This is a genomic window from Pseudomonas sp. RC10, assembly GCF_038397775.1.
GTDB classification, from domain to species: Bacteria; Pseudomonadota; Gammaproteobacteria; order Pseudomonadales; family Pseudomonadaceae; genus Aquipseudomonas; species Aquipseudomonas bambusae.
On the sequence record NZ_CP151650.1, the window covers coordinates 4,168,126 to 4,190,988 of the forward strand.

A 22,863-nucleotide genomic window follows, 5' to 3' on the forward strand; every position below is an offset into this window, starting at 1 on the left:
GTGGCGAAGGCGTCCTGCCTGACACACCGCATTCGCTGCCGTCGTAACCTCCGGCGTCTCCCACAGATTGAACTGCCCCCAAGAAGTTGGACACCCATCCAACCCCTGGGGGATCTATGATCAAGTACACCGAGCAGTTCAAGCTCACGGCGGTCACCGCCTACCTAAACGGTACCAACGGCTTCCGAACAGTGGCCAGACATTTTGGCATCGACTTCAGTCTCCTTCGACGCTGGGTCGCCAGTTATCGGACTGGCAACAGCATCAAGCCAATGTCGTATGCGCGGCGGTACAGCGAGGATTTCAAGCGCCAAGTCTTGACCTACATGCATGAGCATCGACTTTCGCTACGCCAGACCGCTGCGCATTTTGACCTTGGGCGGTCCTCCCTGATAGGCATCTGGCAACGCCAGTATTACAGTGACAGTCCTGTCACCCCTACTGCCATCCAGCCAGCCGACACGCCCATGAAAATCAAACCCGCCAAACCCACCGACACCAACGATGCACAAAAGCCACGAGAGCAGTTGATGGCTGAACTTGAGTACATGCGCATGGAGAACGCTGTCCTAAAGGAGCTCAAGGCCCTGCGCGAGGAAAAGGAGCGAACACGGGGGAAAAAGTCCTGATCGTCCGCAAACTCAAGCACCGATTCCCATTGCCCGACCTCCTTGAGCTGGTCGGGCTGGCACGCAGCACCTTCTATTACCAGGTCAAGGCTGAGCAGAAACCGGACCGGCATGCGGCGCTCAAGGAACGGGTGCAGCAGGAATATCACAAGCAGAGAGGGCTGTATGGCTATCGGCGTATTGCGCTTGCGCTCAGAAAGGAAGGAACGCTGGTCAACAAGAAGGTCATCGAACGGCTGATGGCCGAACAGGGTTTGCAATCGGTCGTACGGCCCAAGAAATACCGTTCCTACCGGGGGACTGTTGGCAAAATCGCCGCGAACCTGCTGGAGCGTAATTTTCATGCACCCCGGCCAAAACAGAAGTGGGTAACCGACGTCACCGAGTTCAAAGTGGGTCAGCAGAAGCTCTACTTGTCTCCTGTGATGGATTTGTACAACGGCGAAATCATCGCGTACGAAACAGCCAGTCGGCCTTACTACGAGTTGGTGGGGAACATGCTCGACAAGGCGTTGGCTTGCTTGGGAGACGCGCCCAAACTGGTCGTTCATTCGGACCAGGGATGGCACTACCAACAGCCACGCTATCGCCACGCACTCAGCGAAAAAGGCGTGAAGCAGAGCATGTCCCGCAAAGGCAATTGCCTGGATAATGCGGCGATAGAGAGTTTTTTCGGCACGCTGAAGTCAGAGTTTTTCTACCTGAAGCGTTTCGAGAGTGTGGAAGAATTGAAGGCGGGCCTGGATGAGTACATTCATTACTACAACCATGACCGCATCAAGCTGAGGCTCAATGGCATGAGTCCTGTTGAATACAGGACTCAGGCTGAGGCGTAAACTGTCCAACTTTTGGGGGGCAGTTCAGATCAGGCGTCGAACATGGCTTGATCATCCACGCAGACTTCCTGTAGCAGCACGGCTCGCCGGCGGTGGCGTCCATGAAATTGCCACCGCCGGCAAGCCGGACTGCTACAGGGTTTTGGGTAGCATTCAAATCACCGATCCGCCAACGCCTTGGGCACTTGCCACACCAACAGCGCGCCCAAGGTCAGGAACGCCGCCACTGCATACAGCCCGGTGTCGGTGTGCCCGGTTGCGGTGTTCAGCCACCCCACCATGTACGGCGACACGAACCCGGCGAGGTTGCCCATGCAGTTGATCCCGGCAATCGCCGCCGCAGCCGAGACCCCGGCAAGAAACGCGGATGGAATGCCCCAGAACAGCGACAGCGCGGACAGCACCCCGGCGGTCGCGACGCACAGCGCCAGCACCACCAGCACCGGGTTGGCGCCCACCAACGGACAGACGATGAACCCCAGGGCCCCGATCAACAACGCCTCGGAGAAATGCTGTCGGCGCCTGGCGGTGCGGTCGGCCGTCATGCCGGAAATGATGATCGCGGGTAGCGCCACCAGGTACGGGATCGCTGAAATCCAGCCCACGTAGGCCACGTCCTGAATCCCGGATTGCTTGATCAGCGACGGCAGCCAGAAGCTGATGCCGTACAGCCCGATGATCTGGCAGAAATACACTGCCGTGAGCTTCCAGATGTTGCGGTCGCCCATGAAGCTGCGCACGCTGGCGTGTTCGGTTTTCACCGCGTCTTCCCGCGCCAGGTCACTCTGTATTTCCTGCTTCTGCGCGTCGGTCAGCCATTTGGCCTTGGCGGGTTTATCAACCATCAGAAACAGCACGGCAATACCGGCGATGAACGACGGAATGGCTTCGAGCAGGAACAACCATTGCCAGTTGGCCATGACGGTCGAGTCTTTCAGCGTCGCCATGATGATCCCGGAAATCGGCCCGCCAATGACCCCGGCCAGCGGGATGGCGATGTAATACAGCCCGAGCGAAAGACCACGTTTCTTCGACGGAAACCAGTACGTCAGGTACAGCATGATGCCTGGCGAAAACCCGGCTTCGGCCACGCCGAGCAGGAAACGTGCGATGTAGAAATGCATCGGCGTCTGCACGAAGAGCATGGCGGCGGAGATGATCGACCAGGTGATCATGATCCGCGCGATCCAGATGCGTGCGCCAACCCGGTGCAGGATCAGGTTGCTCGGCACTTCGAAGAAAAAGTAGCCGATGAAGAACACCCCGGCGCCGAAGCCGTAGATGGCATCACTGAATTGCAGATCCTGCATCATCTGCAATTTGGCGAAACCGACGTTGACCCGGTCGAGGTACGCGGTGAGGTAACAGAAGATAATGAACGGCATGATCCGCCAGGCGATCTTGCGATACACATCGACCTTGCTTGCGGCCTGCGCAGTCGTCTGGCTGGTCGTCTCGGCGACGACGGCTTCGGTGATATTCGACATACATTCCTCTTCTTTCTGAAGATCTTTTTATTGTTGGAAGACCCTGTGCGCCGACGGCCAGACAGAGTGCCTGACAGCCGACGCGGGCCTGAATGCAGTGCGCCCTCGGTTACCGCAACGTCGCTTGAAAGACTTCCTCCATTTCCTTGCGCACCCGCACCGCCTGAATCGACAGGTCCGCCGTGACGTCACTCCAGCGCACCGGTTGGCCCGCTGCCACCGGACGGTTCAGCACCACGCCGTGGGCCAGACCGATCGGCAGGCCGCCCATGGCCAGGGAATCCACCGCTGGCATGAGCTTGCCGTACACCCGATGCCCGCCCTCGCCGTCCAGTTTTTCGCCCGCTTGCAGGTCGCGTTTGGCCGTCGCCACCACATCGCCGCGGAAGCCGTTGGTGGCCCCCGTCGCACGACCCAGCAGCGCGGCCTGGGCCACGGAAATGCCCAGCTCCAGACCGATCATGTGGTACGGCCGGTACAGCGAGGCGTACTCGCCGGTCGGGTCCGTGCGTACGCCGTATTGCGAGAAGCAGTCGCGCACGTAATCGCTGTGCCCCTTGAACGTCACGTACACGCCCCAGCGCAGGTCGCGGTACACCGGGCGCTCGTCGCGCTCCAGCGAGGAAATCACCTCGACCGTCCCGGAGTGAGAAAGAATTCCGCCGATGTCCCGTGGCCGCAACAGCGTCGGCAAGTCGTCCACGCCACAGGGCGGAAACGCCAGGCCCGTGGCCGCCGGGGTCAGGCCGGTGGCGTTGGACACCGCGGCCATTTCCAGCGCCGATTTGGTGCCGTCGAGAAACGAGTTGAACATCTGCGCGTTGAAATCGCCGGAGCCGACCTGCTCTTCGGTAAAGCCGTAATAGCCCCAGACGGTGTCGGGGGTCGAGGTGTGATAAGCCGGCAGGTATTTGGTGCCCTTGCCCGCGCAGACCACTTCGAAACCCGACGTCCGGGCCCAGTCCACCAGCTCGACGATCAACGCCGGTTGATCGCCGTAGGCCATGGTATAGACGATCCCGGCCTCGGCCGCTTTCTGCGCCAGCAAGGGACCTGCCAGCACGTCGGCTTCGACGTTGACCATGATGATGTGTTTGCGGTGTTCGCAGCAGAGCAAGGCGTGACGAATCCCTGCCGCCGGGCTGCCCGTGGCGTCGATGATCACATCGACCTGGCCATTGGAAATCAGCGCCTGGGCGTCGTCCTGAATGTAGGTGGTCTGGTTGCGAACGGCGTCGTCGAAGGAGCGCGCGGCGTATTGCTCGGGGCTCCAGCCCACCCGCGCCAAGGCGTTGCGGGCGCGTTCAGGCGACAGATCAGCGATGCCGATCAGGTGAATGCCCGGCGTGCGGCGGGCCTGTGAAAGGTACATCGAACCGAATTTGCCTGCGCCGATGAGACCGACACGAACCGGCTTGCCGTCGGCCTGACGTTGTTGCAGTTGATCAATCAGCATCATGAGGGGTACGTCCTCTTTTGTTGTTATGGACCGCTACGTAAACGGTGTGCGGGGCGGGTGTCGTCCTCGTCACCGTTTGTGGAGATTCGAATCTAGCATTAGTATTTCTGCGGATGAATGAGCCTTTGCCCACTACCGGATGTGCAAAAAACCACATGGACGCTTTTAACTGGAACGACTTGCAAACCTTTCTGGCGATTGCCCGCACAGGCCGTCTGACGGTCGCGGCGCAACGTCTGAACCTCGATCACTCGACCTTGAGCCGCCGACTGGCGAGCCTCGAAGCGGCGCTGGGGGTCAAGCTGTTCGACCGCCGCGCCACGGGCTACACCCTGACTCAGGAAGGTGAGGCGCTTATTCAGGAAGCGGAGTCCATCGAAAGCATCAGCCTGCGCCTGCAAACCCGGTTGCAGGATGCGCAGCACAGCGTGTCGGGGACCGTGCGCATCGGCACGCCCGAAGGTTTCGGCACCTGGTTTCTGGCGGAGCGGTTACCGCGTCTGATGGCCGATCACCCGCAACTGGAAGTGGAACTGGTGGCCAACCCGCGCCATTTCAGCCTGTCGAAACGCGAGGCGGATTTGTCGATTGCCATGGCGCGCCCGGATCACGGCCGGGTGCATGCGCGCAAGCTGGTGGATTACGAATTGGGGATTTATGGCGCGCCGTCGTACTTGGCGCGGCATGACGCCATCGACTCAGTCGCGCAACTGACCCAGCACAAGTGGGTGGGGTACGTGGAAGACCTGATGTGGACGCCGGAGCTGAATTATTTTCGGGGGCAGATCCCGGTGATTCATCCGGGGATTCGCATTTCCAACGTGATCAGCCAACTCGCGGCGGTGCGGGCGGGCGTGGGATTGGGCGTGCTGCCGTGTTTCATGGCCCGTGGCGAGGCGGGGCTGAGGCAGATTTTGCCCAGCCAGAAGATCAACCGCACGTACTGGATCATTACCCACGCTGACACGTGCGAGCTGGCGCGGGTGAAAGTGATGCAGCAGTTTCTGGAGCGCGAAGTGGCGCGGGAACCGTTGTTCTGGCGGATTTGAAAGATCAGGACCTGTAGGAGCGCGCTTGCCCGCGATTGCGGTTTGCCTGTGACAAATGCGGGGGCTGACACCACGCAATCGCGGGCAAGCGCGCTCCTACAGAATGTGCGTGTATCAATGAATCTGGCTCACGCCTCAACCACCGAAAAATCGAACAACACCTGCGGCGCTTCGATCAACAACGAGCGCATCACCTGTGGCGAACAATCCAACGCCTGCAACTGCTCGACCACCGTGCCGTAGCTGATCTGCTTTTCATGCTGCGTATGCGGCCAGTCACTGCCCCACACCAACCGCTGCGGGCCGAAGCTCTGCACCAGCAGCGGCAATGCGGCGCGGGCGAAGTCGAGGTTTTCCTGCTCGCTGCCTTCCAGCCGATAGATGCCCGAAACCTTCATCCAGACCTGTCCGCCCAAACCCAGCTCCAGCATCTCGCGAAAGCCCGGTTGCTCCAGACCCAAGCGCGCATCGGGTCGACCGAAATGGTCGACGACGACCTTGACCCCGAACGGCATCAGCGCACGAATCAGCCCCGGCAGGTCCGCCACATGGCGGTGCAGCTCCACGTGCCAGTTCAGCTCGGCCACATGCGCGAACAACACCTTCCACTGCGGCTCGGAAAAATCCGGCAGTGCCTTGCCCATCAGGTTCAGGCGGAGCCCGACCACGCCCAGCCGGTCCATCTCGTCAAGCTCGGCACGGGCGATGTCGCGTTCGACCACCACCACACCGCGCAACGGGCCCGGCGCCTGTTTCAGCGCGTCGAGCAAGTAGCTATTGTCGGTGCCCAAAAAGCTCGGTTGCACCAGCACGCCGTGGCTCAGACCATGGCTTCGCAGGTTTTGAAGATACAAGGCCAGCGTGGCGTCGTAGTCGGGTGAGTAGCGTCGTGCCGATGTCAGATCCAGCTCCCTGCTGAATACGTGTGCGTGGCCGTCGATGCCAAGAATCGACGCGGGAAAGGTCTCGGACATGGGTCTCATCTATCGAAGGAATACGCGGTGCCGGGGTGTTGAAATCCGGACACCGCACTAAAGGAATCGTCAGGCGCTAGCCGCTTCGTTGCGCGGGGTCGAGCCCTGGGCAGCGGCGGCGGTGGCTTCGAGGCTGCGGCCACGGGTTTCCGGCAGGCACAGGGCGGCAATCACGGCGACGCCGTAGGCGATACCGGCGTCGATGCCGATGGCCGAACCCAGGGACATCGACTCGCTCATGTGGCCGACGAGGAACGGAAACACCGACGACAGCACGCGGCCGAAGTTGTAGCAGAAGCCCACCCCTGCCCCGCGCACGTCGGCCGGGTACAGTTCGTTGAACAACGCGCCCAGGCTGGCCGGAATGCCGGCGGCGAAGAAGCCCAGCGGGAAGCCGAGGAACAGCATCTCGGTGTTGGTCAGCGGCAGGAACACGTAGCACTGCACGGTGATCACGCAGCACAGGGCGAACAGCACGATGTTCATGCGACGGCCGATGCGGTCGATCAGGAAACCGCTGGCCACGCAGCCGCACCAGAAGGCGACGATGATCACGGCGAGGTAGCCGCCGGAGTTGAGCACCGACAGGTTGCGTTCGGTTTTCAGGAACGTCGGCAGCCAGGTCATGACCGCGTGGTAACCGCCGTGGGCACCGAGGCCCAGCAAGCCACCGAGCAGAGTCACGCGCAGCAGTTCAGGACGGAAAATGCCCGCCAGGGATTTGAAGAAGTTCTGCGGGATGGCGTTGTCTTTTTGCAGGCGCTGGAAACTGTCCGGCTCTTCGACGTTGCGACGCACCCAGATGATCAACAGCGACGGCAGCAGGCCCACGAGGAACATCACGCGCCAGGCCATGTCGGCCGGAACGAAGGTGTAGATCAGCGCAAACACGCCCACCGCCAGGCCCCAACCCACCGCCCACGCGCTTTGCACGGTGCCCATGACCTTGCCACGGTATTTCGGGTTGATGGTTTCGGCCATCAGCACCGCGCCCGCCGCCCACTCGCCACCGATGCCGAAACCTTGCAGGGCCTTGACCACCAGCAGCGAGCTGAAGCCGGTGACAAACGCCGACAGGAAGGTGAAGAACGAGAACCAGAGGATCATCCATTGCAGGGTGCGCACGCGACCGTAGCGGTCCGACAGCGTGCCGCCGACCCAGCCGCCCAGCGCCGAAGTGATCAGAGTCACGCCGCTGATCAGACCGGCGTCGCCCTTGCTCATGGCGAAGGCCGCGATCAGGGCAGGAATGGCCAGGCCGAACATCTGGACTTCAAGGGCGTCCAGCGACCATCCGCCGAAACAGGCCCAGAACGTTTTGCGCTCCCGAGGAGTGACTTGGCGATACCAGTTGAACATGGTTCTTGTCCTTATAAGTGTGTGACGCGGCAGTGGTTATGGCGCCTGCTCTCGATGGCAGGCTCAATGCATTGCGCTCTGTAGGAGCGCGCTTGCCCGCGATGAGGCCTTGTCAGACACCGTTGCAGCGTCTGGACGAATGCCATCGCGGGCAAGCGCGCTCCTACAGGTGGCGCGTGATCATCAGCGGATATCCACGCTGTACCGAAAATGGCTGGCATGCCCCCGCGAGCGGCGCCATTCCAAGGGTTGTCCGGCGTAGTTGCGGGCCAGGCGCTCGATCACCACCACCGGGCTACCGGCTGGCACCTGCAACAGTCGGGCATGGACGTCGCCAATGGCCTCGGCGGTCAGGGTTTCTTCGGCGTAGGCGACCACCTGCCCGCACAGCTCTTCGTAGATGGGATAAAGCAGCGGGCCATGGCGGCTGAGATCGGTGTCGAGCAGGGTCTGGAATTGCACTTGCGGCAGCCAGATTTCCTCGGCCAGCACGGGCTGCGCGTCCAGCAGGCGCAGGCGAATCATGCGAATCACCGGCGCCTCCAGCGGCAGCCCCAGCGCCTGGGACACGGCAGAAGGCGCGTTGACCGGTTCGATGGAAAGAATGCGGCTCTCCGGCACCTGACGTTCGCCGGACACGCTCTGGAAACGAAAGAAACGGAACAGTGACGACTGGAACTGCGGACGACGAATGAAGGTCCCACGCCCCTGTTGGCGTTCGAGAATGTTTTCGCTGACCAGCATGTCGATGGCCTTGCGCACCGTGCCGGTGGACAGGCAGTACTCGCTCGACAAGGCAGCTTCGGTGGGAATGGCCTCACCCGGACGCCAGCGGTTATTGGCGATTTGCTCCGCCAATTGATCACGCAAACGTTGGTAAAGCGGCAGGCGGACATCACTGGAAAGACGGTTCATGGCGGCGCTTCGCTGTTGTAGTTATCTAGTCATCTATATGAATTTTCGCGAAGTATTGTCCTGTTACAGCTGGTCGTCAAGGTGGGCGCATTGCCGTTCGGCGCTTCGCTCAGTTCGCCGGACCTGCGAAAACGCCTACGCCCACCGTTCATCTCGGCATCGCCCTTGTCGAGTCTTCCTACGTCTGTGAGTCCTGCCGTCCTCTAGCGAACAGTTCCGCCACCCGCTTACGTGAGGGTTTTCCAACGCAGGCGTTTTTGACTCATGAATCTTTATTACACGCAACATCCCCACGGCATTCTCTGCAGCTCGCAGTTGATCGGCGAGGCCTCTGATCAGGGTTGCCGGATGGCGGAACACAAGGGCGCGCTGTATGCCGCGTACCTTGGGGAAGGTGACGTGATCAAGCTGATCACCCGGCAGGCCGCCTCGGAGCGGGAATGGGCAACGCTCGAAACAGGCCGCAACAGCAGCGGCGTGCCGGGGCTTTTTTCGTTCAAAAGCACGCTGTACATGGTCTACAAGAACGCACAGAACATGACCGTGCTCTGCCGTTACGCCGAGCCCTCGAAGTCCTTCGTGACGGTTGCGCAGATGAATGACTGGCTGTCGCAGACACCCGCCTTCGCTGTTCTCAATGGCACGCTGCACATGTTCTACAAGACCCACGACAGCGCCAACCTCTATCACAAGACCACCGCCAACCTGAGCAGCTGGCGCAGGCGCCCGGTGATCAAGACCGATGGCAAGATCGCCGCCTTGACACACCTGAGCCCGGTGGCCGCGACCTACCAGAACCTCATTCATTTGATCTACAGCGACAGGGAGTCGGGTCACTGCTTCTTGCTGAAAAGCGACGGCACAAACTGGACAAGCCGCATCCCGCTGATCAATCAGAGCTACCCGCATTCGCCGGGGCTGACCGTGCATGACGGATTGCTCACTCTGGCGTTCGCCGGGCAGGACAACGCGCTGCACCAGTACACCTATGACGGTCACTGCGTGAGTGCGCCCGTCGCCAGCACGCTGCTGACGTGCGCCCCGGTCAGCCCGACGCTGGCAGCTCAGGACGGGCAGCTCACAGCGGTTTTTTCCCAGTGAGCGCGCTCCAGTTCCCTCTCCCGCCAACAGACTTCGTGAGCGTTTGCCATGCCCGTCAACCCCACCATCCGTGATTACATCAGCCGCGAACTGCTCTCCGTTTCCCGCCTGCAAGACTTCGAAACGCAATTCGAAGTGGTGGTCACGGACATCGCCACGTTACTGTCTTCCGCGCCCGCCGATGCCGGACACACGTCGGCGTGGCTGGCGTATGCACTGTCCCAGCGTTACATGCGCAGCGCGAATGAAGCCGCGCAACGGGATTACGCGGAGTCGCTGACGTCGACGTTCCGACGGCTCTACAACGATGCGCGGTTCATCGCGCTCATCACGGCGGCTCCGGCCCGTGTCAGCTACCCAATGCTGCTGAATTTCTATCACCTGCATCACGCCTTCACCATGAATGGGCTGCGCGCAGCACAGGGCCCCGAAACGCTGGACCACGGGGACGCCCTCAGGGTGTTGCAGATCATTGTCGGGGCGGCCCACGGCCCCTGGCTGTCGCGCATTCGCCTGCACGGGCGCATCCGGGATTATCACCACGCGCGGATGATCGACGATGCACAAGGCACACGGATCGAACTGGGCCGGGCACCGTCCAGCGTTCATCATTCCTTGTCGGTGGCCACCTGGAACATGCAAGGCACGTCAGAAGCGAGCGATGCAAAATGGCGCACGTTCGTACTGCCACTGGCCCGTGAGAACACCCTCATTGCCCTCCAGGAAGCAGGGGTTCGTCCAGCCTCGGCCCGGCACGTGACCGACCTGACAGTGGCTGATCAATTCGGTGCGGTGTTCCGGGTTGAGCAGTATCTCTGGGACGCGGGCAGCGTCTCGCGCCCGGAGCAATATCAGCTGTTTTTTCTCGACGTCCAGCGCTTGCGGGTCAACCTGGCGGTGGTCGTCGCCAGCCGGGGTGACTTTGAAGTAGTGACGCCGGTGGTGATTTCCGATGGCCTGCCCGCGCTCGATGGCGCCCCGCCGAATCGCCCGGCACTGGGCGTGGTGATACGCAGGCGCCATTCGCGCGCGGAGCCGATCACCGTCTACACCTTCCACGCGATTTCCGGCGGTGGACCCAATGCTCCGCGTGTGCTCAGAGAAGTGAGTTGGCACACGCCGACACCCGTCGCCTTGTTGGGTGATTTCAACCGGGACCCTCGGGAAGACCCTAGTGGTAGCCAGCCCGCTCGGGGCCCATGGATCTCCCCTCCGGAAATCGGGCAACTGGTGCTGCCCGGCACGGCGACTCACCCCAGCACACAACCTCAGTCGATACTGGATTACGCCGTGGTGAATGGCACGAGCATCGATCCCGCCCCCGGGCAGGTCAGCGCCGCCGGCCCGTCGGACCATCGGGCAGCCAGTTTCACGCTGGCGTTTCCCGAGTGAGCCAGTGAGCGCGTCCGCCGAGGGTGGCGTACGCGCTCACGTGAGTGGCTAAGCCACCTTGTGCTTGGCACGCACCCGAGCGATGTGTTCAACCAGGTACTCGGCATCCCGCGCGACGCCGGAGAACCGGCCCGATCCCCAGGTGTAGAGCCATGGCAATCCGAGGAAATACAGCCCCGGTTGCGCCGTCACGCCGCGCACATGGCCGGGATGACCACGACCGCTGAACACCGGCGCATCGACCCAGCTGAAATCCGGCGTAAAGCCGATGCACCAGATGATGCTGGTGATGCCGTGCTCCAGCAGATTCAGCTCGCCGCGCTCCTGCTCCGGCGTCCACACCGGCTCGTAACGCTCACCCGCCGGGGCGTCGATCTCTTGCTCGGCGATGTACTTGTCGATAGACGTGTTGATCCGGTTGTACACCGCATCGGCGCTGTTCAGGCTGTCCGTGAGGTTGTCGCTGAACTGCATCACCTCGCCTTGCAAGCCGTCGAGGCGACCGAACAGCTCCATGCCTTCCAGGGCAAATTTGCGCAGGTCGATGTCCCGCCCGCCGTCGCGCCCGGTGACGTAATGGTTGGTGTTGTCGCGCACGCCTTCGCGCAGCGGATGGGTGTCGACGCCGATCTGGTAGTAGCCCATTGCCGCGAGCCAATCGACCACGTCCTTGCCCCGGTAAAACCGCGCGCAGCGAGGCGCATCACCCACCGCCAGATACACCTTGCGCCCGGCCAGGTGCAGGTCTTCGGCGATCTGCGCGCCGGACTGCCCGGAGCCGACCACCAGCACATTGCCTTCGGGCAGGGCCTGGGGGTTGCGGTATTGCTCGGAGTGAATCTGGGTGATGCTCGAAGGCAGGCGCTCGGCCAGGCGCGGGATGATCGGCGTGTGATAACCGCCCGAGGCGCAGATCACTTGATCGGCGGTGAAGTCGCCTTGAGATGTGTGCACGTCGAACCCGCCCGAAGCACGAGGCGCCACGCGCTTGACCGTCACGCCTTCGTGCACCGGAGCGTTGACCGCTTTGACGAAACCCGCCAGGTAGGCGTTGATTTCGTCCTTTTTCATGAAGCCGTGGGGGTCCGTGCCGCCGTGCTCTTCGCTGTAGCGATACCCTGGCAGCGCGCATTGCCAGTTGGGCGTGACCAGACTGAACGCGTCCCAGCGCTGGTGGCGCCAGGTGTGGGTCAAGCTGTGCTTTTCCAGCACCAGATGATCGACGCCCTGCTGTTGCAGGTAGTAGCTGGCCGACAGACCGGCCTGCCCGCCGCCGACGATGATCACACTGTGGTGCGGGGTTTTGATGGGGGTGATTGAGCTGGGCATGGTGGAGGTCTCCGGTGGTGCAAATCATAAAAGTCAGAATGTGTGGGCTACGGCCATCTGCCGGCAGAATTGCGTTTTTTCTGTGGGAGCGAATTCATTCGCGAAGGGCCAGTGCATTCGATAGAGAGGCGTCGCCTGGCAGATTTTTCGCGAATGAATTCGCTCCCACAGAGGGGGCCGAGTTGAGTCAAAACGAACTCCAGCCCGCACCCGTCACCCGGCCACCGCCTTCGGTGCGCATGCTCAACACTTCGACCTCGCCTTCGGACTGCCCGAAGGCCTGCCCCTTGAGCATGCCGAGGGTGTCCATCGCCGAGCTGCAATAGAAGCCCTTGACCTGCTTCACCCGCTCGGAGGCGTTGTTCAACCCGCCGTCGACTCGCTGGAGAAAATCCGCCAGCGGGTAGCTCGCGCCCTCCTGCAAATGTTCGTAGATCACGGTCGAGGGCGAGTAGCAGGCGGCCTCTTTGCCATTGGGCCAGCGGATGCGGAAGTTGACGGCGGGCATGTCAGTGCTCCTTGTGTGCGGACAGAGGTGAAAGGTCGAGGTGCGGGTAACTGAACCCGGTGAATGGCTGCTCCTTGAGGTTCCAGAAGGTGCGGCGTTGCAGGCCGTGCTGAACGGTGAGTTCGGCACTGTCGGTGACCCGGCCGATGCGTTCGCAGCGCAAGCCTTCGAAGGCAAACGCCGCCTGAACGTTGGGCCAGTCGGCGTCGTCCAGGGTCATGAGAAATCCGTAGCTGGGGAAGACTTGCAGCCAGCGCAAGAGGTCGGCGTCGTCCGGACACGGCAGCCGTTGCAGGTCGATGTCGCCCCCGCAGCCAGTGGTTTCCAGCAGCATCAACAGACTGCCCAGGACCCCGGCGTTGCTGATGTCCTTGGCGGCATGCAGCAGTTGCGCTTCGGCCAGACGCGGCAGCACTTCGAGCTTGCTGCGCAGGCGCTCGGCGGGCACGCCTTCGAAGGCTTTCCAGTAGGTGCTGTCGGCGTGCCAATAGCCTTCGAGGTCCACCGCCATGGCGATGACCTGCCCCGGTTTGACGTGCAGGGTCGAGAGCAAACGGCTGGCGATGCCGGTGATCGCCACGGCCAAGGCAGTGGGATTGTGCGCGGCGAGGCTGGTGTGCCCGCCCGCCAGCATCAGGCCGTAGGCGTCGCAGGCCGCACGAATACCCGCAAGGATCTCTTGCGCGGCGGCATCGTCGTGATGCCAGTAAGCGTTGACCACCGCCGTCGCACGACCGCCCATGGCGGTGATGTCGCTGACGTTGGCCATTACCGCTGACCAGCCCGCGAACCACGGCGCCGCTTTCACGAAACCCGGCAACATGCCTTCGATGGCCAGCAACTGGAAGTGATCGCCACAGGCAATGGCGGCGGTGTCGTCGCCGGGCAGTGCGTAGAGCTCGGCGCGGGTCAGCGGCTTGTCGCTGATGCCGATGATTTTCGCCGGTTGCTGGATCGCCTGTTTGGACAGCATCGCCGGTGTCTTGCGCAGGGTGTCGAGCAGCGCGTTCAGATCGATGGATTCAGCCATGACGAGCCCCCTTCAACGCTCGCAACGACACCTGACGCGGCATCAATGGATAGCAGGCCAGATCAGCCTGCATCAGGCAGTGAGGCTGGCCCAGCAATTCGAGGTGTTCGAGGGTCTGCCACTGCAAGCCATGGAAATACGCTTCGTTGGGCGCCTGAACCGTGGCACGAAACGTCTCGCAACCCAGGTCCTTGGCCCGTGAGACCGCCTCGTTGACCAGCGCCTTGCCGATCATGCTGTGGCGACGATAGGCCTGCGCGACACACAAGCGCCCACCAAACCAGAGACCGGGCTCCGGTTGATAGATGCGCACGGCACCGACGACCTGATCCGCCATGCCGCAACTCCCGGCCAGCGCGACAATGGCGATGGCCTGGAAGTCGTGGCTGTCCTTGTCCTGGGGCAGCAGCTGTTGTTCATCGGAAAACACCGAGCGACGCAGCGCGAAGTACGCCTGTTTCTCCCAGGGTTCCGAAGCGGGTTTGACCACCAGCTCACCGGCGCGAAACGGTTCGAAGGTGCTGTCGACGAGGGCAAAGGCCAGGTTCTGCATGATCCGTCTCCCGTGAAATGTGTAGAACCTGTAGGCGCTTGCTTGCCCGCGATGACGGTGTGTCAGACAACGACGAAGTGTCAGATCCGACGCCTTCGCGGGCAAGCGCGCTCCTACAAAAAGCAATGGCTCGCGCCGTTATTCATGGTTCTTCAACGCCGAACACGCGCCGCACTTCGCGCAGCCCGCGTTGATGTTTTCCGAGTGCAGGCCGTGGCGACGCAGGCTGGCGCCAATCTGCGGGTAGAGCCGGGCCATCATGGCGCTGTCGGGTTTGGGATGATGAGCCAGCGGCGTGCCGTCGATGGGCACGAACGGCACGACGAAGGGGTACACGCCCATCGCACTCAAACGCTCGCTCATGTCGGTGATCGCCCGTTCGCTGTCGCCCAGCCCGGCGAGGATGTACGTGCTGACCTGACCGCGCCCGAACACCTTCACCGCCGCTTCGAAGGCTTCGAAATAACGGCTCAACGGCACTTCGGCTTTGCCCGGCATGATCCGCTGACGCACCTCGTCCGTGACCGCTTCCAGGTGCATGCCGAGCGAGACCACGCCGCTGTCGGCCAGTCGTTCAAACCAGACGTCGTCGTCCGGCGGCTCGCATTGGGCCTGGATCGGCAAGTCCACGGCGGCGGTGACGGCAGCGGCGGACTCACACAGAATTGCCGCGCCACGGTCCGGCGTCTGGGGCGTGCCGGTGGTCATTACCATGTGCTTCACGCCGTCCAGCTCGACGGCGGCTTTCGCCACTTCCGCCAACTGTTGCGGACGTTTGCGGGCGATGGTCTTGCCCGCCGCCAGCGACTGGCCAATAGCGCAGAACTGGCAGGACGTGCTGCGATCATTGAAACGAATGCAGTGCTGCAACACCGTGGTGGCCAATACGTCAGCACTGTGCAGCGTGGCGATCTTCCAGTAGGGGATGCCGTCGGCGGTGCTGCGGCTGTAGAAATTTGGCACGCCGGGCATCTTCACCTGACCGACCTGCAAGCCTTCACGAAAGATCAGCGCCAGGCTGCCGTCTTCACTGGGCTGCGCTTGGTACGGCGAGGTCTGTGAAGCCTGGTTGAGGATCGGCACCATCATGGTCCGTCCGCCCACGGTCAGCGCCTTATGGTCCGAAGGCCCCGCACCGCCCTTGCGTGACAGGCCATTTTGCGCGGCGGGCCAGCGCACGCCGTGGCATTGCAGTTCGGCGAGCAGTTCATTGGTCTGCATGGCTCAGCTCCTCGCGAACAGGGGTCATCGGGTGCGGGCTGCGTTCGTGCAGCTGGGCGGTGGGCGTGCGGTCGATCAGCAGGCTCAGCAGTTCCGGACGGCTGTAGTGGCCGACGGAATCCATCATGCGTTTGCGTTTGTCGATGAGCTTCAGGTCGAGGTCGGCGATCACCCGGCCTTCGCCGGTGCGCAGCGGTTCGCCGAGCAACTTGCCTTCCGGCGTGACGATGGCGCTGAAGCAACCTCCGGAAATCGGCCCCAGCGCACAACCGGTGTCCTGCATGATCTGCCCCTGTTGATCGGCGTCGAGCCAAGCCGTGGCGTTGACCACGAAGCAGCCGGATTCCAGGGCGTGATGGCGGATGGTGACTTCGATCTGCTCGGCAAAAATATCGCCCACCAGCGAGCCGGGAAACATCGCCACGTGAATCTGTTCGCCATCGGCCATCAGCGCGTAACGGGCCAGCGGGTTGTAATGTTCCCAGCAGGCCAGCGAGCCGATGCGGCCCACGGCGCTGTCCACGGCACGCAGGCCCGAACCGTCGCCCTGCCCCCAGACCATGCGTTCGTGGTAGGTCGGGGTGATCTTGCGGCGGTGTTGAATCAGCGTGCCGTCGGCGTCGAACAGCAATTGCGCGTTATAGATCGTGCCGCCGTCGCGCTCGTTGACGCCGATGGAGGCGACGATGCCCGCTTCACGGCAGGCCTCGCCGATTTGCCGAGTGACGTCGGAGGGCACGGTGACCGACTCTTCGAGCAGTCGCAGGTGCTCCTTGCCCATGGCGAACGGCGGTTGGACGAAGGAGAAATAGGGGTAATACGGCACCACGGTTTCCGGAAAAACCGCGAACTGCACCCCCTCGCGACCCAATTCAAGCAAGGTGCGGCACAGCTTGGCGACGGTGGCTTCGCGGGAGTACAGCACGGGGCTGAACTGAACGGCGGCGGCGCGGATGGTGGTCATGTCGGGGTGTCCTGGTCGTGCGTTGATCGTTAGCGGCAGGCATTCATTGATGCAGCGCCAGCCGCGACCTCTGTAGGAGCCGGCTAGCTGGCGAATGCGGAGTGTCAGGCGATGTTTTTTAGCTGACCCACCGCTTTCGCCAGCAAGCCGGCTCCTACAAGGGATATGCGCTATTCAGCGCTGTCGTCTCAGGCCGTCCAGGTATCGATAATCATCGCGCCCTCACGGCGCATCAGCAGGCGCAGGTCCATCACGTCCAGCGGGTTGATCGGGCGGATGCCTTCGATCAGCGCCTTTTCGGTCTGGCCGTACAACGCCTGCAGGGCAAAGCGGCAGGCGTAGACTTCGCCGCCCTCGACCATGAACGCCTTGATCTGGTTATTCACCGCCAAGTGCCCCGGAAACGCTTCGGCGCCCAACGTCGGGAAGCCGCGCTGCACACCCAGTTGCACGCCCGGTCCGTACAGCAGGACTTTGGTTTCGAAGCCTTTACGCAACAGGCGCTTGGCTTGAAGCATGTTGACCAGGCCGATCGACCCTTCGAACGCGATGGTGTGGAAGGTCAGCAGAGCTTTTTCGCCCGGCTCGGCTTTGACGTCCTCGAAGACCTTCTCTTCGTAATTGACCAGGAAGTCGCCGTCTTGATAGTGATTGATGTCTACGCTTGGCATGTCGTCGCTCCGTTCGTTCGGGTGTTGTCGGTGTCCGGATCGTTCACCGGGTGACAACCTGATAGAGCGAAGGCCGTGCCAAAAAAATCGAGGGTCTCGTGAAAGGCGTAACCGGTTGATTTCAAGGAAGATCCCTATCTGATCCGTCTTTTTACCCACCATCTGATGCTTTCAAGGCATTACGCATTCCCGTAGAAGTACGAATCTTCGTAGTGGAAAACCACGAGATTTCGTATCATGAACGAACCCGATTCGTTGATTGGCTGGGCCGACCTGGCCTATTCCTCGCGGCACATGGTGTTCGAGCACTGCGCCGAAGCCATCGCCCTCCTCGACCCGTTCGCCGATCACTTCGGCGACCTCAACATCGCCGCCTGCAAGCTGCTCGGTTACCCGCGCCAGGAGTTGCTGGCCCTGCCCGTGAGCAAACTGTTCGGGCACCAGTTGGCGGACCTGATCGTGTTCACCCAGGCGGTGATGGACAAAGGCCGAGGCTGGACCGACGACTTGAGTTGCAACATCAAGACTGGCGAACGCATCGAGCTGGAAATCTCCGCCACCACCTTGCAGATCAAGGGCAGCCCGCAGCTGATCCTGGTGCTGCGCGAGGCCAGTCAGCAGAAGTACCAGCAGGATCAGGCCCACACCGAGCGCACCATGCGCGGCGGGCTGATCGAGTGGCGCAACATCCTCAATCTGTTTCAGGAGTCCGAGCGGGACAATCAGCTGTTGCTCAGTTCGGTGGGCGACGGCATCTACGCCATCGACAGCGAAGGCCTGGCCACCTTCGTCAACCCGGCGGGCGCGCGGATGCTCGGCTGGGACGCCAAGGACATGCTCGGCAAGAACATTCACCGCATTCATCACCACAGCCACGAAGACGGCAGCCACTACCCGGTCGAGGATTGCCCGATCTACAAGGCCGTGCACGACGGCGTGGTACACGAAGGTCGGCAGGAGGTGTTCTGGCGTCGTGACGGCAGCTTTTTTCCGGTGGAATTCACCAGCACGCCGGTGATCTCGGATGGGCGTATTGCGGGGGCCGTGGTGGTGTTTCGCGACATCACCGAACGGCGCAGCACCGAGACTCAGCTGCAAACGGCGCTCGACGAACTGAAGGTGCTGAAGCAGCGGCTCGAAGACCAGAACGCTTATTTACAGGAAGAGATTCACATCGAGCACAACTTTCGCGAGATCGTCGGTCAGAGCGCGCCGATCCTGAAAATCATCAAGCAGATCGACGTGGTCGCCCCCACCGACGCCAGCGTGTTGATCAACGGCGAATCCGGCACCGGCAAGGAGTTGATTGCCCGCGCCATTCACCAGGCCAGCCGCCGCAGCGCGCACCCGCTGATTCGGGTCAACTGCGCGGCGATTCCCACGGAGCTGTTTGAGAGTGAGTTTTTCGGCCATATTCGCGGGGCATTTACCGGAGCGGTGAGAGACCGGGTCGGACGCTTCGAACTGGCCGACGGCGGCACGCTGTTTCTTGACGAAATCGGCGAGATTCCACTGGAGCTGCAAAGCAAATTGCTGCGCGTGTTGCAGGAGGGGCAATTCGAACGAGTGGGCGAAGAACGCACCCGCAAAGTCGATGTGCGGATCATCGCGGCGACCAATCGCGACCTGAGGCAGGAAGTCGGGGCCAAGCATTTTCGCGAGGATTTGTACTTCCGTCTTAACGTCTTCCCGATCCAGTCCCCCGCCCTGCGCGACCGTCCGATGGACATTGCGCCGCTCGCCGCGCACTTTCTCAAACAAGTCGGCAAACGCCTGAACATGCCCGGTCGGCGGCTGCGCAACAGCGACATCGAACGGCTGCAAAACTACTCCTGGCCGGGCAACATTCGCGAATTGCAGAACGTGATCGAACGGGCACTGATCACCTCGACGGGCGCGGATTTGAATATGGATTTGCCTGATGAACCGAAAGCCGCAAGCCGTACAGTGGCTGACACGTCGCCTCTGCCGACCTTCCTCACCGAAGATCAGATGCGCGACCTCGAACGCAACAACATGCACGCCGCCCTGAAAGCCGCGAATGGAAAACTGTTCGGCAAAGGCGGTGCGGCGGAATTGCTGGGGGTGAAACCGACGACGCTGGCATCGCGGTTGAAGCGGTTGGATATTGAGGTGGACTAAGAGGTCCACCTCATCGCTCAATGCTTTAAAGCGGCCAACACGTGAACGGGATCATTGTGGATCGCACGCAATAATGCCTTCGCGGGCCCTTCAGGCTCTCGGCGACCCTGTTCCCAATTACGCAACGTGCCGACCGCGACATCGATCGTGCGTGCAAAACTCGCTTGCGAAAGACCGGTCGCCTGTCGGATTTCCTTGATTTTAAGCGCATCAACATGAAATTCGCGGGACGGCTGGCGCTCCCCCCGAACGATCTCACCCATCTCTGTCATGCTCTCGACAAGACGGTTGAAGAGTTCTTTTTCCATCATTCCCACCTGCTGTTCAATTCCTTGAGAATCTTTTTTTCCTGAGCGTCCAGATCATCCTTGACGCCCTTGCGGTAGATCAGAATCAGGCGAATCTGAAATGCCAGACTCACGTGGTAATAGATCACCCGCACACCCGAACGCTTTCCTTTGTCCTGACTCGACCACCTGACCTTACGCAAGCCCCCAGTGCCTTGAATCACCGTCCCAGCTAAAGGATTCTGAGCGAGAAAAGCCTGAAAGGCCTGGTACTCCTCGTCAGTCAGCAGCTCTCCAAGATCCTGAGTGAATATCCGTGTTTCGATGAAGATCATCCTTTATCCTCATGCGCCATTGGCGCAGTCGCAAGCGTAGACATACCTTAAGTCGATTGCAACCCTAAAAAAAGAGCGCCCGAAGGCGCCCTTGGTTACACGGTATGACCTGCCCTCAAAACCCCACACTCGCCTGCACAAAGAACGTCCGTGGTTGCCCCAGGTAGATCCCCGAGTTGTTGTCGCTGGAGCGGGTGAAGTATTGGTGGTCGAAGAGGTTCTTCACGCCCGCCCCCACTTTGAGGTTCGACATCTGTTTGCCGAAGTTGTAAGCGCCGCGCACGTTCCAGGTGACGTAGCCAGGGATGTCGCCGTACTGACCGTCAGCCGAGGGCGTGGTGATGTAGTTGCCGTTGAAGCTGCCATCGGCGTTGGTTCCGGTGCCGGGTGCGCGTTGTTTCGATTGGGCGTAGCCGTCGACGTTGTAGGTCCAGCGGTCGACCTCATAACGCAGACCGACCGTGGCGACCTGACGCGAATAGAGCGGCAGGTCGCGGCCTTTGAAGCCGGGGATGTCGCCCTCGGAGGTGGCGCGGGTGTAGGTGAATCCGGCATTGGCCGTCAGCCCGGTCAAGTGCGCGTCGAGGGCGCTGAGGTCGTAGTGGGCCGAAGCTTCGATGCCCTGGTGCTTTGTGGCGCCGAGGTTGGTCCAGCCCACGTCGTTGCTGACGTATTGCAGTTCGTCGTCGAAGTCGATGTAGAACGCGGTCAGCTCGCCGCCCCACGTGCCGTTGTCGTAACGGGTGCCCAGTTCGTAGGTCTTGGCCTTCTCCGGTTGCAGGCCGCTGGCCGTGTCATTGCCCGTGCCGCCCTGGGCAACCTGGAAGTATTGCAGGCTGCCAAAGGACGTCTCGTAGTTGGCGAACAGCTTCCACTCGTCCGACAGGTGATACATCACGCTCAGCGCGGGCAACGGTTCGTTGTTGTTGACGCTGCGGTCTTTCTCTTGCACTCGCACCCCGTTGGTGCCGAGCACCGGTCGGTCGTGCCAATCGGTGCTGATCCGTTCGAAACGGATGCCGGGGGTGACGGTCCATTTGCCCACATCGATCTTGTCGTCGATGTAGAACGCGGTCGCTTCAGTGCCACCCGTGCGATCCTGATAGACGTGGCCGTCGGAACCCGGAATCACCACGGGAGTGTTGTTCACCAGCCCCAGGCGAGACGCCTGCTCATGCATGGCCTCTTTCAGGTAGCGGGCACCCACGCTGACTTCCTGGGTGGTCGGCCCCAGGTCCAGCACGTGCGAGACGCGCGGCTCGATGCCAAACGTGTGGTAGCTGCGCGGGAAGGAGCCGAGGGTTTTCTGGTCGCGGGCGGCAATGTTGCTGCCGCGAAAACTGTCGGTGTAATACGTCAGCAGTTCGGCTTGGGTTGAGTCGTCGATCTGACGCTTGTACTTGATCGACACGTCCTTGCGACGACCGCTGAAGTTGTCGTAATCACGGTCAGACTGATACGGATTGGCGTCGAACTGCTTCTGCGTCAGACCGCCCGGCATGTCGGCCTTGGCGTCGTAATAGTGGAAGTTCACCGACAGGTCATCCTGCTCGGTGAGCGCCCAGTGGGTCTTGAGCAGCAGGTCATCAATGTCGTTGTCATTGTTGCTGGAGCGATAGCCCGAACCGTTGACGGTGGAGTACAGCAAGGCTGCGCCCAGGCCGTTGTCCGCCGTGCCGCCGATGAACATGGTTTCCATGTTCTTGTAACCGCCATGGCGACTGGTCTCGATGGTGCTGCTGACGTCGCCGCTGAGTTTTTCCGGGATGGCGCGGGTGACGAAGTTGATCACACCGCCGACGTTCTGCGGCCCGTAACGCACCGAACCTGCGCCGCGCACCACGTCGATGCTGTCGAGGTTGCCCGAGGAAATCGGCGCCATCGACAGCTGTGGCTGGCCATAGGGCGCGAACGCCGCAGGTACGCCGTCGATCAGCACGGTCGAGCGTGGCGACAGGCGCGAGGTCAGGCCACGCACGCCCACGTTCAGGGAAATGTCGCTGCCGCCGGTGCCGTTGGATTCCTGCACTTGCACGCCGGGAATGCGCCGCAGCACATCGCCGACGTTTTGCGCGCCCTGCTCGACCATGGTCTGACGGCGCACAACGGTCCGCGCACCGGGGTGGTTCTGCACCACGACGGCGTCGGCATCACCGAGCCAGTCCCCCACCACTTTCACTTCGATCGGCGCGATTTCAAGGCTGCCCGGCGTGGCGAACGCGCTTTGTCCGGCAAGCTTGAGCACCACGGTGTCGGCGGACATTTCATAGTCCAGACCACTGCCCCTAAGCAGCGAACGCAGCGCCTGTTCCGGTGACAGATTGCCATCCACCGCGGGCGCCTGCTTCCCGGCGACCAGGTCCGGGCTGAAAAACAGTTGCAGGGAGGTCTGCTGACCCAGCTGACTCAACGCGGCGCTCAGGGGTTGGGCCTGAATGTGAATCGCCGTCGGCGCGCCCTCGGCATAGCTGTGACCCGCGCCGGTGCCGACCGCCAGGGCCAACGCCCACGGCAGCCAGCGAGAGGATTGCGGTGCAGGCAGGGTGCGGCGGACGGCCAGTTGAAGCGCGTTGAGTCTATTGTTTTTCACGTCGGGTCTTGTCCTGAAGTTTCAGAATGCGA

The 22,863-nt window shown here is 61.7% G+C and carries 20 protein-coding genes; 5 read left to right on the top strand and 15 right to left on the bottom strand.

The window, feature by feature from the left end:
• Window positions 1-116: 116 nt before the first annotated feature.
• Window positions 117-1,465 (top strand): IS3 family transposase gene (locus AAEO81_RS19095; protein WP_341958542.1). Its coding sequence is split into 2 segments (ribosomal slippage): window positions 117-581 and window positions 584-1,465, totalling 1,347 coding nucleotides; the frame shifts between segments, so codons are not numbered across the junction.
• A 158-nt stretch (window positions 1,466-1,623) separates the two neighbouring features.
• Here the strand turns inward: AAEO81_RS19095 and AAEO81_RS19100 are convergent.
• The gene (locus tag AAEO81_RS19100) at window positions 1,624-2,952 is read right to left on the bottom strand and encodes an MFS transporter (RefSeq protein WP_341958543.1); all 1,329 of its coding nucleotides are present in this window, start codon (window positions 2,950-2,952) and stop codon (window positions 1,624-1,626) included.
• A gap of 109 nt (window positions 2,953-3,061) precedes the next feature.
• The gene (locus AAEO81_RS19105) at window positions 3,062-4,411 is read right to left on the bottom strand and encodes an SAF domain-containing protein (protein WP_341958544.1); all 1,350 of its coding nucleotides are present in this window, start codon (window positions 4,409-4,411) and stop codon (window positions 3,062-3,064) included.
• Window positions 4,412-4,566: 155 nt separating this feature from the next.
• Here AAEO81_RS19105 and AAEO81_RS19110 point away from each other — a divergent pair, with 155 nt between their 5' ends.
• On the top strand, window positions 4,567-5,460 hold the full coding sequence (locus AAEO81_RS19110; RefSeq protein WP_341958545.1) for a LysR family transcriptional regulator: 894 nt from the start codon (window positions 4,567-4,569) through the stop codon (window positions 5,458-5,460).
• A gap of 128 nt (window positions 5,461-5,588) precedes the next feature.
• On the opposite strand, the gene AAEO81_RS19115 is transcribed toward AAEO81_RS19110, so the two are convergent.
• From AAEO81_RS19115 to AAEO81_RS19125, 3 genes are all read right to left on the bottom strand, one after another.
• On the bottom strand, window positions 5,589-6,434 hold the full coding sequence (locus AAEO81_RS19115; protein WP_341958546.1) for an amidohydrolase family protein: 846 nt from the start codon (window positions 6,432-6,434) through the stop codon (window positions 5,589-5,591).
• Window positions 6,435-6,503: 69 nt separating this feature from the next.
• Window positions 6,504-7,793, bottom strand: a complete 1,290-nt coding sequence (locus AAEO81_RS19120) for an MFS transporter (RefSeq protein ID WP_166596817.1) — start codon at window positions 7,791-7,793, stop codon at window positions 6,504-6,506.
• Between the two features lie 183 nt (window positions 7,794-7,976).
• On the bottom strand, window positions 7,977-8,708 hold the full coding sequence (locus AAEO81_RS19125; protein WP_341958547.1) for a GntR family transcriptional regulator: 732 nt from the start codon (window positions 8,706-8,708) through the stop codon (window positions 7,977-7,979).
• A 264-nt stretch (window positions 8,709-8,972) separates the two neighbouring features.
• On the opposite strand from AAEO81_RS19125, the gene AAEO81_RS19130 reads away from it, so the two are divergent.
• Together AAEO81_RS19130 and AAEO81_RS19135 are read left to right on the top strand one after the other, a co-directional pair.
• Complete coding sequence (locus AAEO81_RS19130; RefSeq protein WP_341958548.1) at window positions 8,973-9,809, top strand: hypothetical protein; 837 nt, start codon at window positions 8,973-8,975, stop codon at window positions 9,807-9,809.
• Window positions 9,810-9,857: 48 nt separating this feature from the next.
• Window positions 9,858-11,201: an endonuclease/exonuclease/phosphatase family protein gene (locus AAEO81_RS19135; RefSeq protein WP_341958549.1), complete on the top strand. Its 1,344-nt coding sequence runs from the start codon at window positions 9,858-9,860 to the stop codon at window positions 11,199-11,201.
• 48 nt (window positions 11,202-11,249) lie between these two features.
• Here the strand turns inward: AAEO81_RS19135 and AAEO81_RS19140 are convergent, their stop codons facing one another.
• The 7 genes from AAEO81_RS19140 to AAEO81_RS19170 all read right to left on the bottom strand — a co-directional run bounded on the left by AAEO81_RS19140 (window position 11,250) and on the right by AAEO81_RS19170 (window position 17,477).
• Complete coding sequence (locus tag AAEO81_RS19140; RefSeq protein WP_341958550.1) at window positions 11,250-12,530, bottom strand: MSMEG_0569 family flavin-dependent oxidoreductase; 1,281 nt, start codon at window positions 12,528-12,530, stop codon at window positions 11,250-11,252.
• Window positions 12,531-12,717: 187 nt separating this feature from the next.
• Window positions 12,718-13,038, bottom strand: coding sequence for an MSMEG_0570 family nitrogen starvation response protein (locus AAEO81_RS19145; RefSeq protein WP_166596812.1), 321 nt, complete (start codon window positions 13,036-13,038; stop codon window positions 12,718-12,720).
• A 1-nt stretch (window position 13,039) separates the two neighbouring features.
• Window positions 13,040-14,068: a sll0787 family AIR synthase-like protein gene (locus AAEO81_RS19150; RefSeq protein WP_341958551.1), complete on the bottom strand. Its 1,029-nt coding sequence runs from the start codon at window positions 14,066-14,068 to the stop codon at window positions 13,040-13,042.
• Complete coding sequence (locus AAEO81_RS19155) at window positions 14,061-14,621, bottom strand: MSMEG_0567/Sll0786 family nitrogen starvation N-acetyltransferase (RefSeq protein ID WP_341958552.1); 561 nt, start codon at window positions 14,619-14,621, stop codon at window positions 14,061-14,063. The genes AAEO81_RS19150 and AAEO81_RS19155 overlap by 8 nt, the downstream gene beginning before the upstream one ends.
• Before the next feature lie 138 nt (window positions 14,622-14,759).
• Window positions 14,760-15,842: an MSMEG_0568 family radical SAM protein gene (locus AAEO81_RS19160; protein ID WP_341958553.1), complete on the bottom strand. Its 1,083-nt coding sequence runs from the start codon at window positions 15,840-15,842 to the stop codon at window positions 14,760-14,762.
• Window positions 15,829-16,806, bottom strand: a complete 978-nt coding sequence (locus AAEO81_RS19165) for a Nit6803 family nitrilase (protein ID WP_341958554.1) — start codon at window positions 16,804-16,806, stop codon at window positions 15,829-15,831. Before AAEO81_RS19165 ends, AAEO81_RS19160 begins: the two co-directional genes overlap by 14 nt.
• A gap of 188 nt (window positions 16,807-16,994) precedes the next feature.
• On the bottom strand, window positions 16,995-17,477 hold the full coding sequence (locus AAEO81_RS19170) for an MSMEG_0572/Sll0783 family nitrogen starvation response protein (RefSeq protein ID WP_341958555.1): 483 nt from the start codon (window positions 17,475-17,477) through the stop codon (window positions 16,995-16,997).
• Between the two features lie 237 nt (window positions 17,478-17,714).
• On the opposite strand from AAEO81_RS19170, the gene AAEO81_RS19175 reads away from it, so the two are divergent.
• On the top strand, window positions 17,715-19,619 hold the full coding sequence (locus AAEO81_RS19175; protein ID WP_341958556.1) for a sigma 54-interacting transcriptional regulator: 1,905 nt from the start codon (window positions 17,715-17,717) through the stop codon (window positions 19,617-19,619).
• A gap of 17 nt (window positions 19,620-19,636) precedes the next feature.
• Here AAEO81_RS19175 and AAEO81_RS19180 read toward each other — a convergent pair whose 3' ends face one another.
• The 3 genes from AAEO81_RS19180 to AAEO81_RS19190 form a co-directional block, all read right to left on the bottom strand.
• A complete protein-coding gene (locus AAEO81_RS19180; protein ID WP_341958557.1) occupies window positions 19,637-19,927 on the bottom strand; it encodes a helix-turn-helix domain-containing protein in 291 nt (96 codons plus the stop codon).
• The gene (locus tag AAEO81_RS19185; protein ID WP_341958558.1) at window positions 19,927-20,241 is read right to left on the bottom strand and encodes a hypothetical protein; all 315 of its coding nucleotides are present in this window, start codon (window positions 20,239-20,241) and stop codon (window positions 19,927-19,929) included. The genes AAEO81_RS19180 and AAEO81_RS19185 overlap by 1 nt, the downstream gene beginning before the upstream one ends.
• 115 nt (window positions 20,242-20,356) lie before the next feature.
• On the bottom strand, window positions 20,357-22,783 hold the full coding sequence (locus tag AAEO81_RS19190) for a TonB-dependent siderophore receptor (RefSeq protein WP_341964570.1): 2,427 nt from the start codon (window positions 22,781-22,783) through the stop codon (window positions 20,357-20,359).
• Between the last annotated feature and the right edge of the window lie 80 nt (window positions 22,784-22,863).

Excerpts from the sequence above, each read along its gene's own strand:
- AAEO81_RS19175 (WP_341958556.1), top strand. The coding sequence starts at position 17,715 with ATGAACGAACCCGATTCGTTGATTGGCTGGGCCGACCTGGCCTATTCC.
- AAEO81_RS19115 (WP_341958546.1), bottom strand. The coding sequence starts at position 6,434 with ATGTCCGAGACCTTTCCCGCGTCGATTCTTGGCATCGACGGCCACGCA.
- AAEO81_RS19170 (WP_341958555.1), bottom strand. The coding sequence starts at position 17,477 with ATGCCAAGCGTAGACATCAATCACTATCAAGACGGCGACTTCCTGGTC.
- AAEO81_RS19165 (WP_341958554.1), bottom strand. The coding sequence starts at position 16,806 with ATGACCACCATCCGCGCCGCCGCCGTTCAGTTCAGCCCCGTGCTGTAC.
- AAEO81_RS19185 (WP_341958558.1), bottom strand. The coding sequence starts at position 20,241 with ATGATCTTCATCGAAACACGGATATTCACTCAGGATCTTGGAGAGCTG.
- AAEO81_RS19125 (WP_341958547.1), bottom strand. The coding sequence starts at position 8,708 with ATGAACCGTCTTTCCAGTGATGTCCGCCTGCCGCTTTACCAACGTTTG.
- AAEO81_RS19140 (WP_341958550.1), bottom strand. The coding sequence starts at position 12,530 with ATGCCCAGCTCAATCACCCCCATCAAAACCCCGCACCACAGTGTGATC.
- AAEO81_RS19135 (WP_341958549.1), top strand. The coding sequence starts at position 9,858 with ATGCCCGTCAACCCCACCATCCGTGATTACATCAGCCGCGAACTGCTC.
- AAEO81_RS19160 (WP_341958553.1), bottom strand. The coding sequence starts at position 15,842 with ATGCAGACCAATGAACTGCTCGCCGAACTGCAATGCCACGGCGTGCGC.
- AAEO81_RS19150 (WP_341958551.1), bottom strand. The coding sequence starts at position 14,068 with ATGGCTGAATCCATCGATCTGAACGCGCTGCTCGACACCCTGCGCAAG.
- AAEO81_RS19110 (WP_341958545.1), top strand. The coding sequence starts at position 4,567 with ATGGACGCTTTTAACTGGAACGACTTGCAAACCTTTCTGGCGATTGCC.
- AAEO81_RS19180 (WP_341958557.1), bottom strand. The coding sequence starts at position 19,927 with ATGGAAAAAGAACTCTTCAACCGTCTTGTCGAGAGCATGACAGAGATG.
- AAEO81_RS19100 (WP_341958543.1), bottom strand. The coding sequence starts at position 2,952 with ATGTCGAATATCACCGAAGCCGTCGTCGCCGAGACGACCAGCCAGACG.
- AAEO81_RS19130 (WP_341958548.1), top strand. The coding sequence starts at position 8,973 with ATGAATCTTTATTACACGCAACATCCCCACGGCATTCTCTGCAGCTCG.
- AAEO81_RS19145 (WP_166596812.1), bottom strand. The coding sequence starts at position 13,038 with ATGCCCGCCGTCAACTTCCGCATCCGCTGGCCCAATGGCAAAGAGGCC.
- AAEO81_RS19105 (WP_341958544.1), bottom strand. The coding sequence starts at position 4,411 with ATGATGCTGATTGATCAACTGCAACAACGTCAGGCCGACGGCAAGCCG.
- AAEO81_RS19155 (WP_341958552.1), bottom strand. The coding sequence starts at position 14,621 with ATGCAGAACCTGGCCTTTGCCCTCGTCGACAGCACCTTCGAACCGTTT.
- AAEO81_RS19120 (WP_166596817.1), bottom strand. The coding sequence starts at position 7,793 with ATGTTCAACTGGTATCGCCAAGTCACTCCTCGGGAGCGCAAAACGTTC.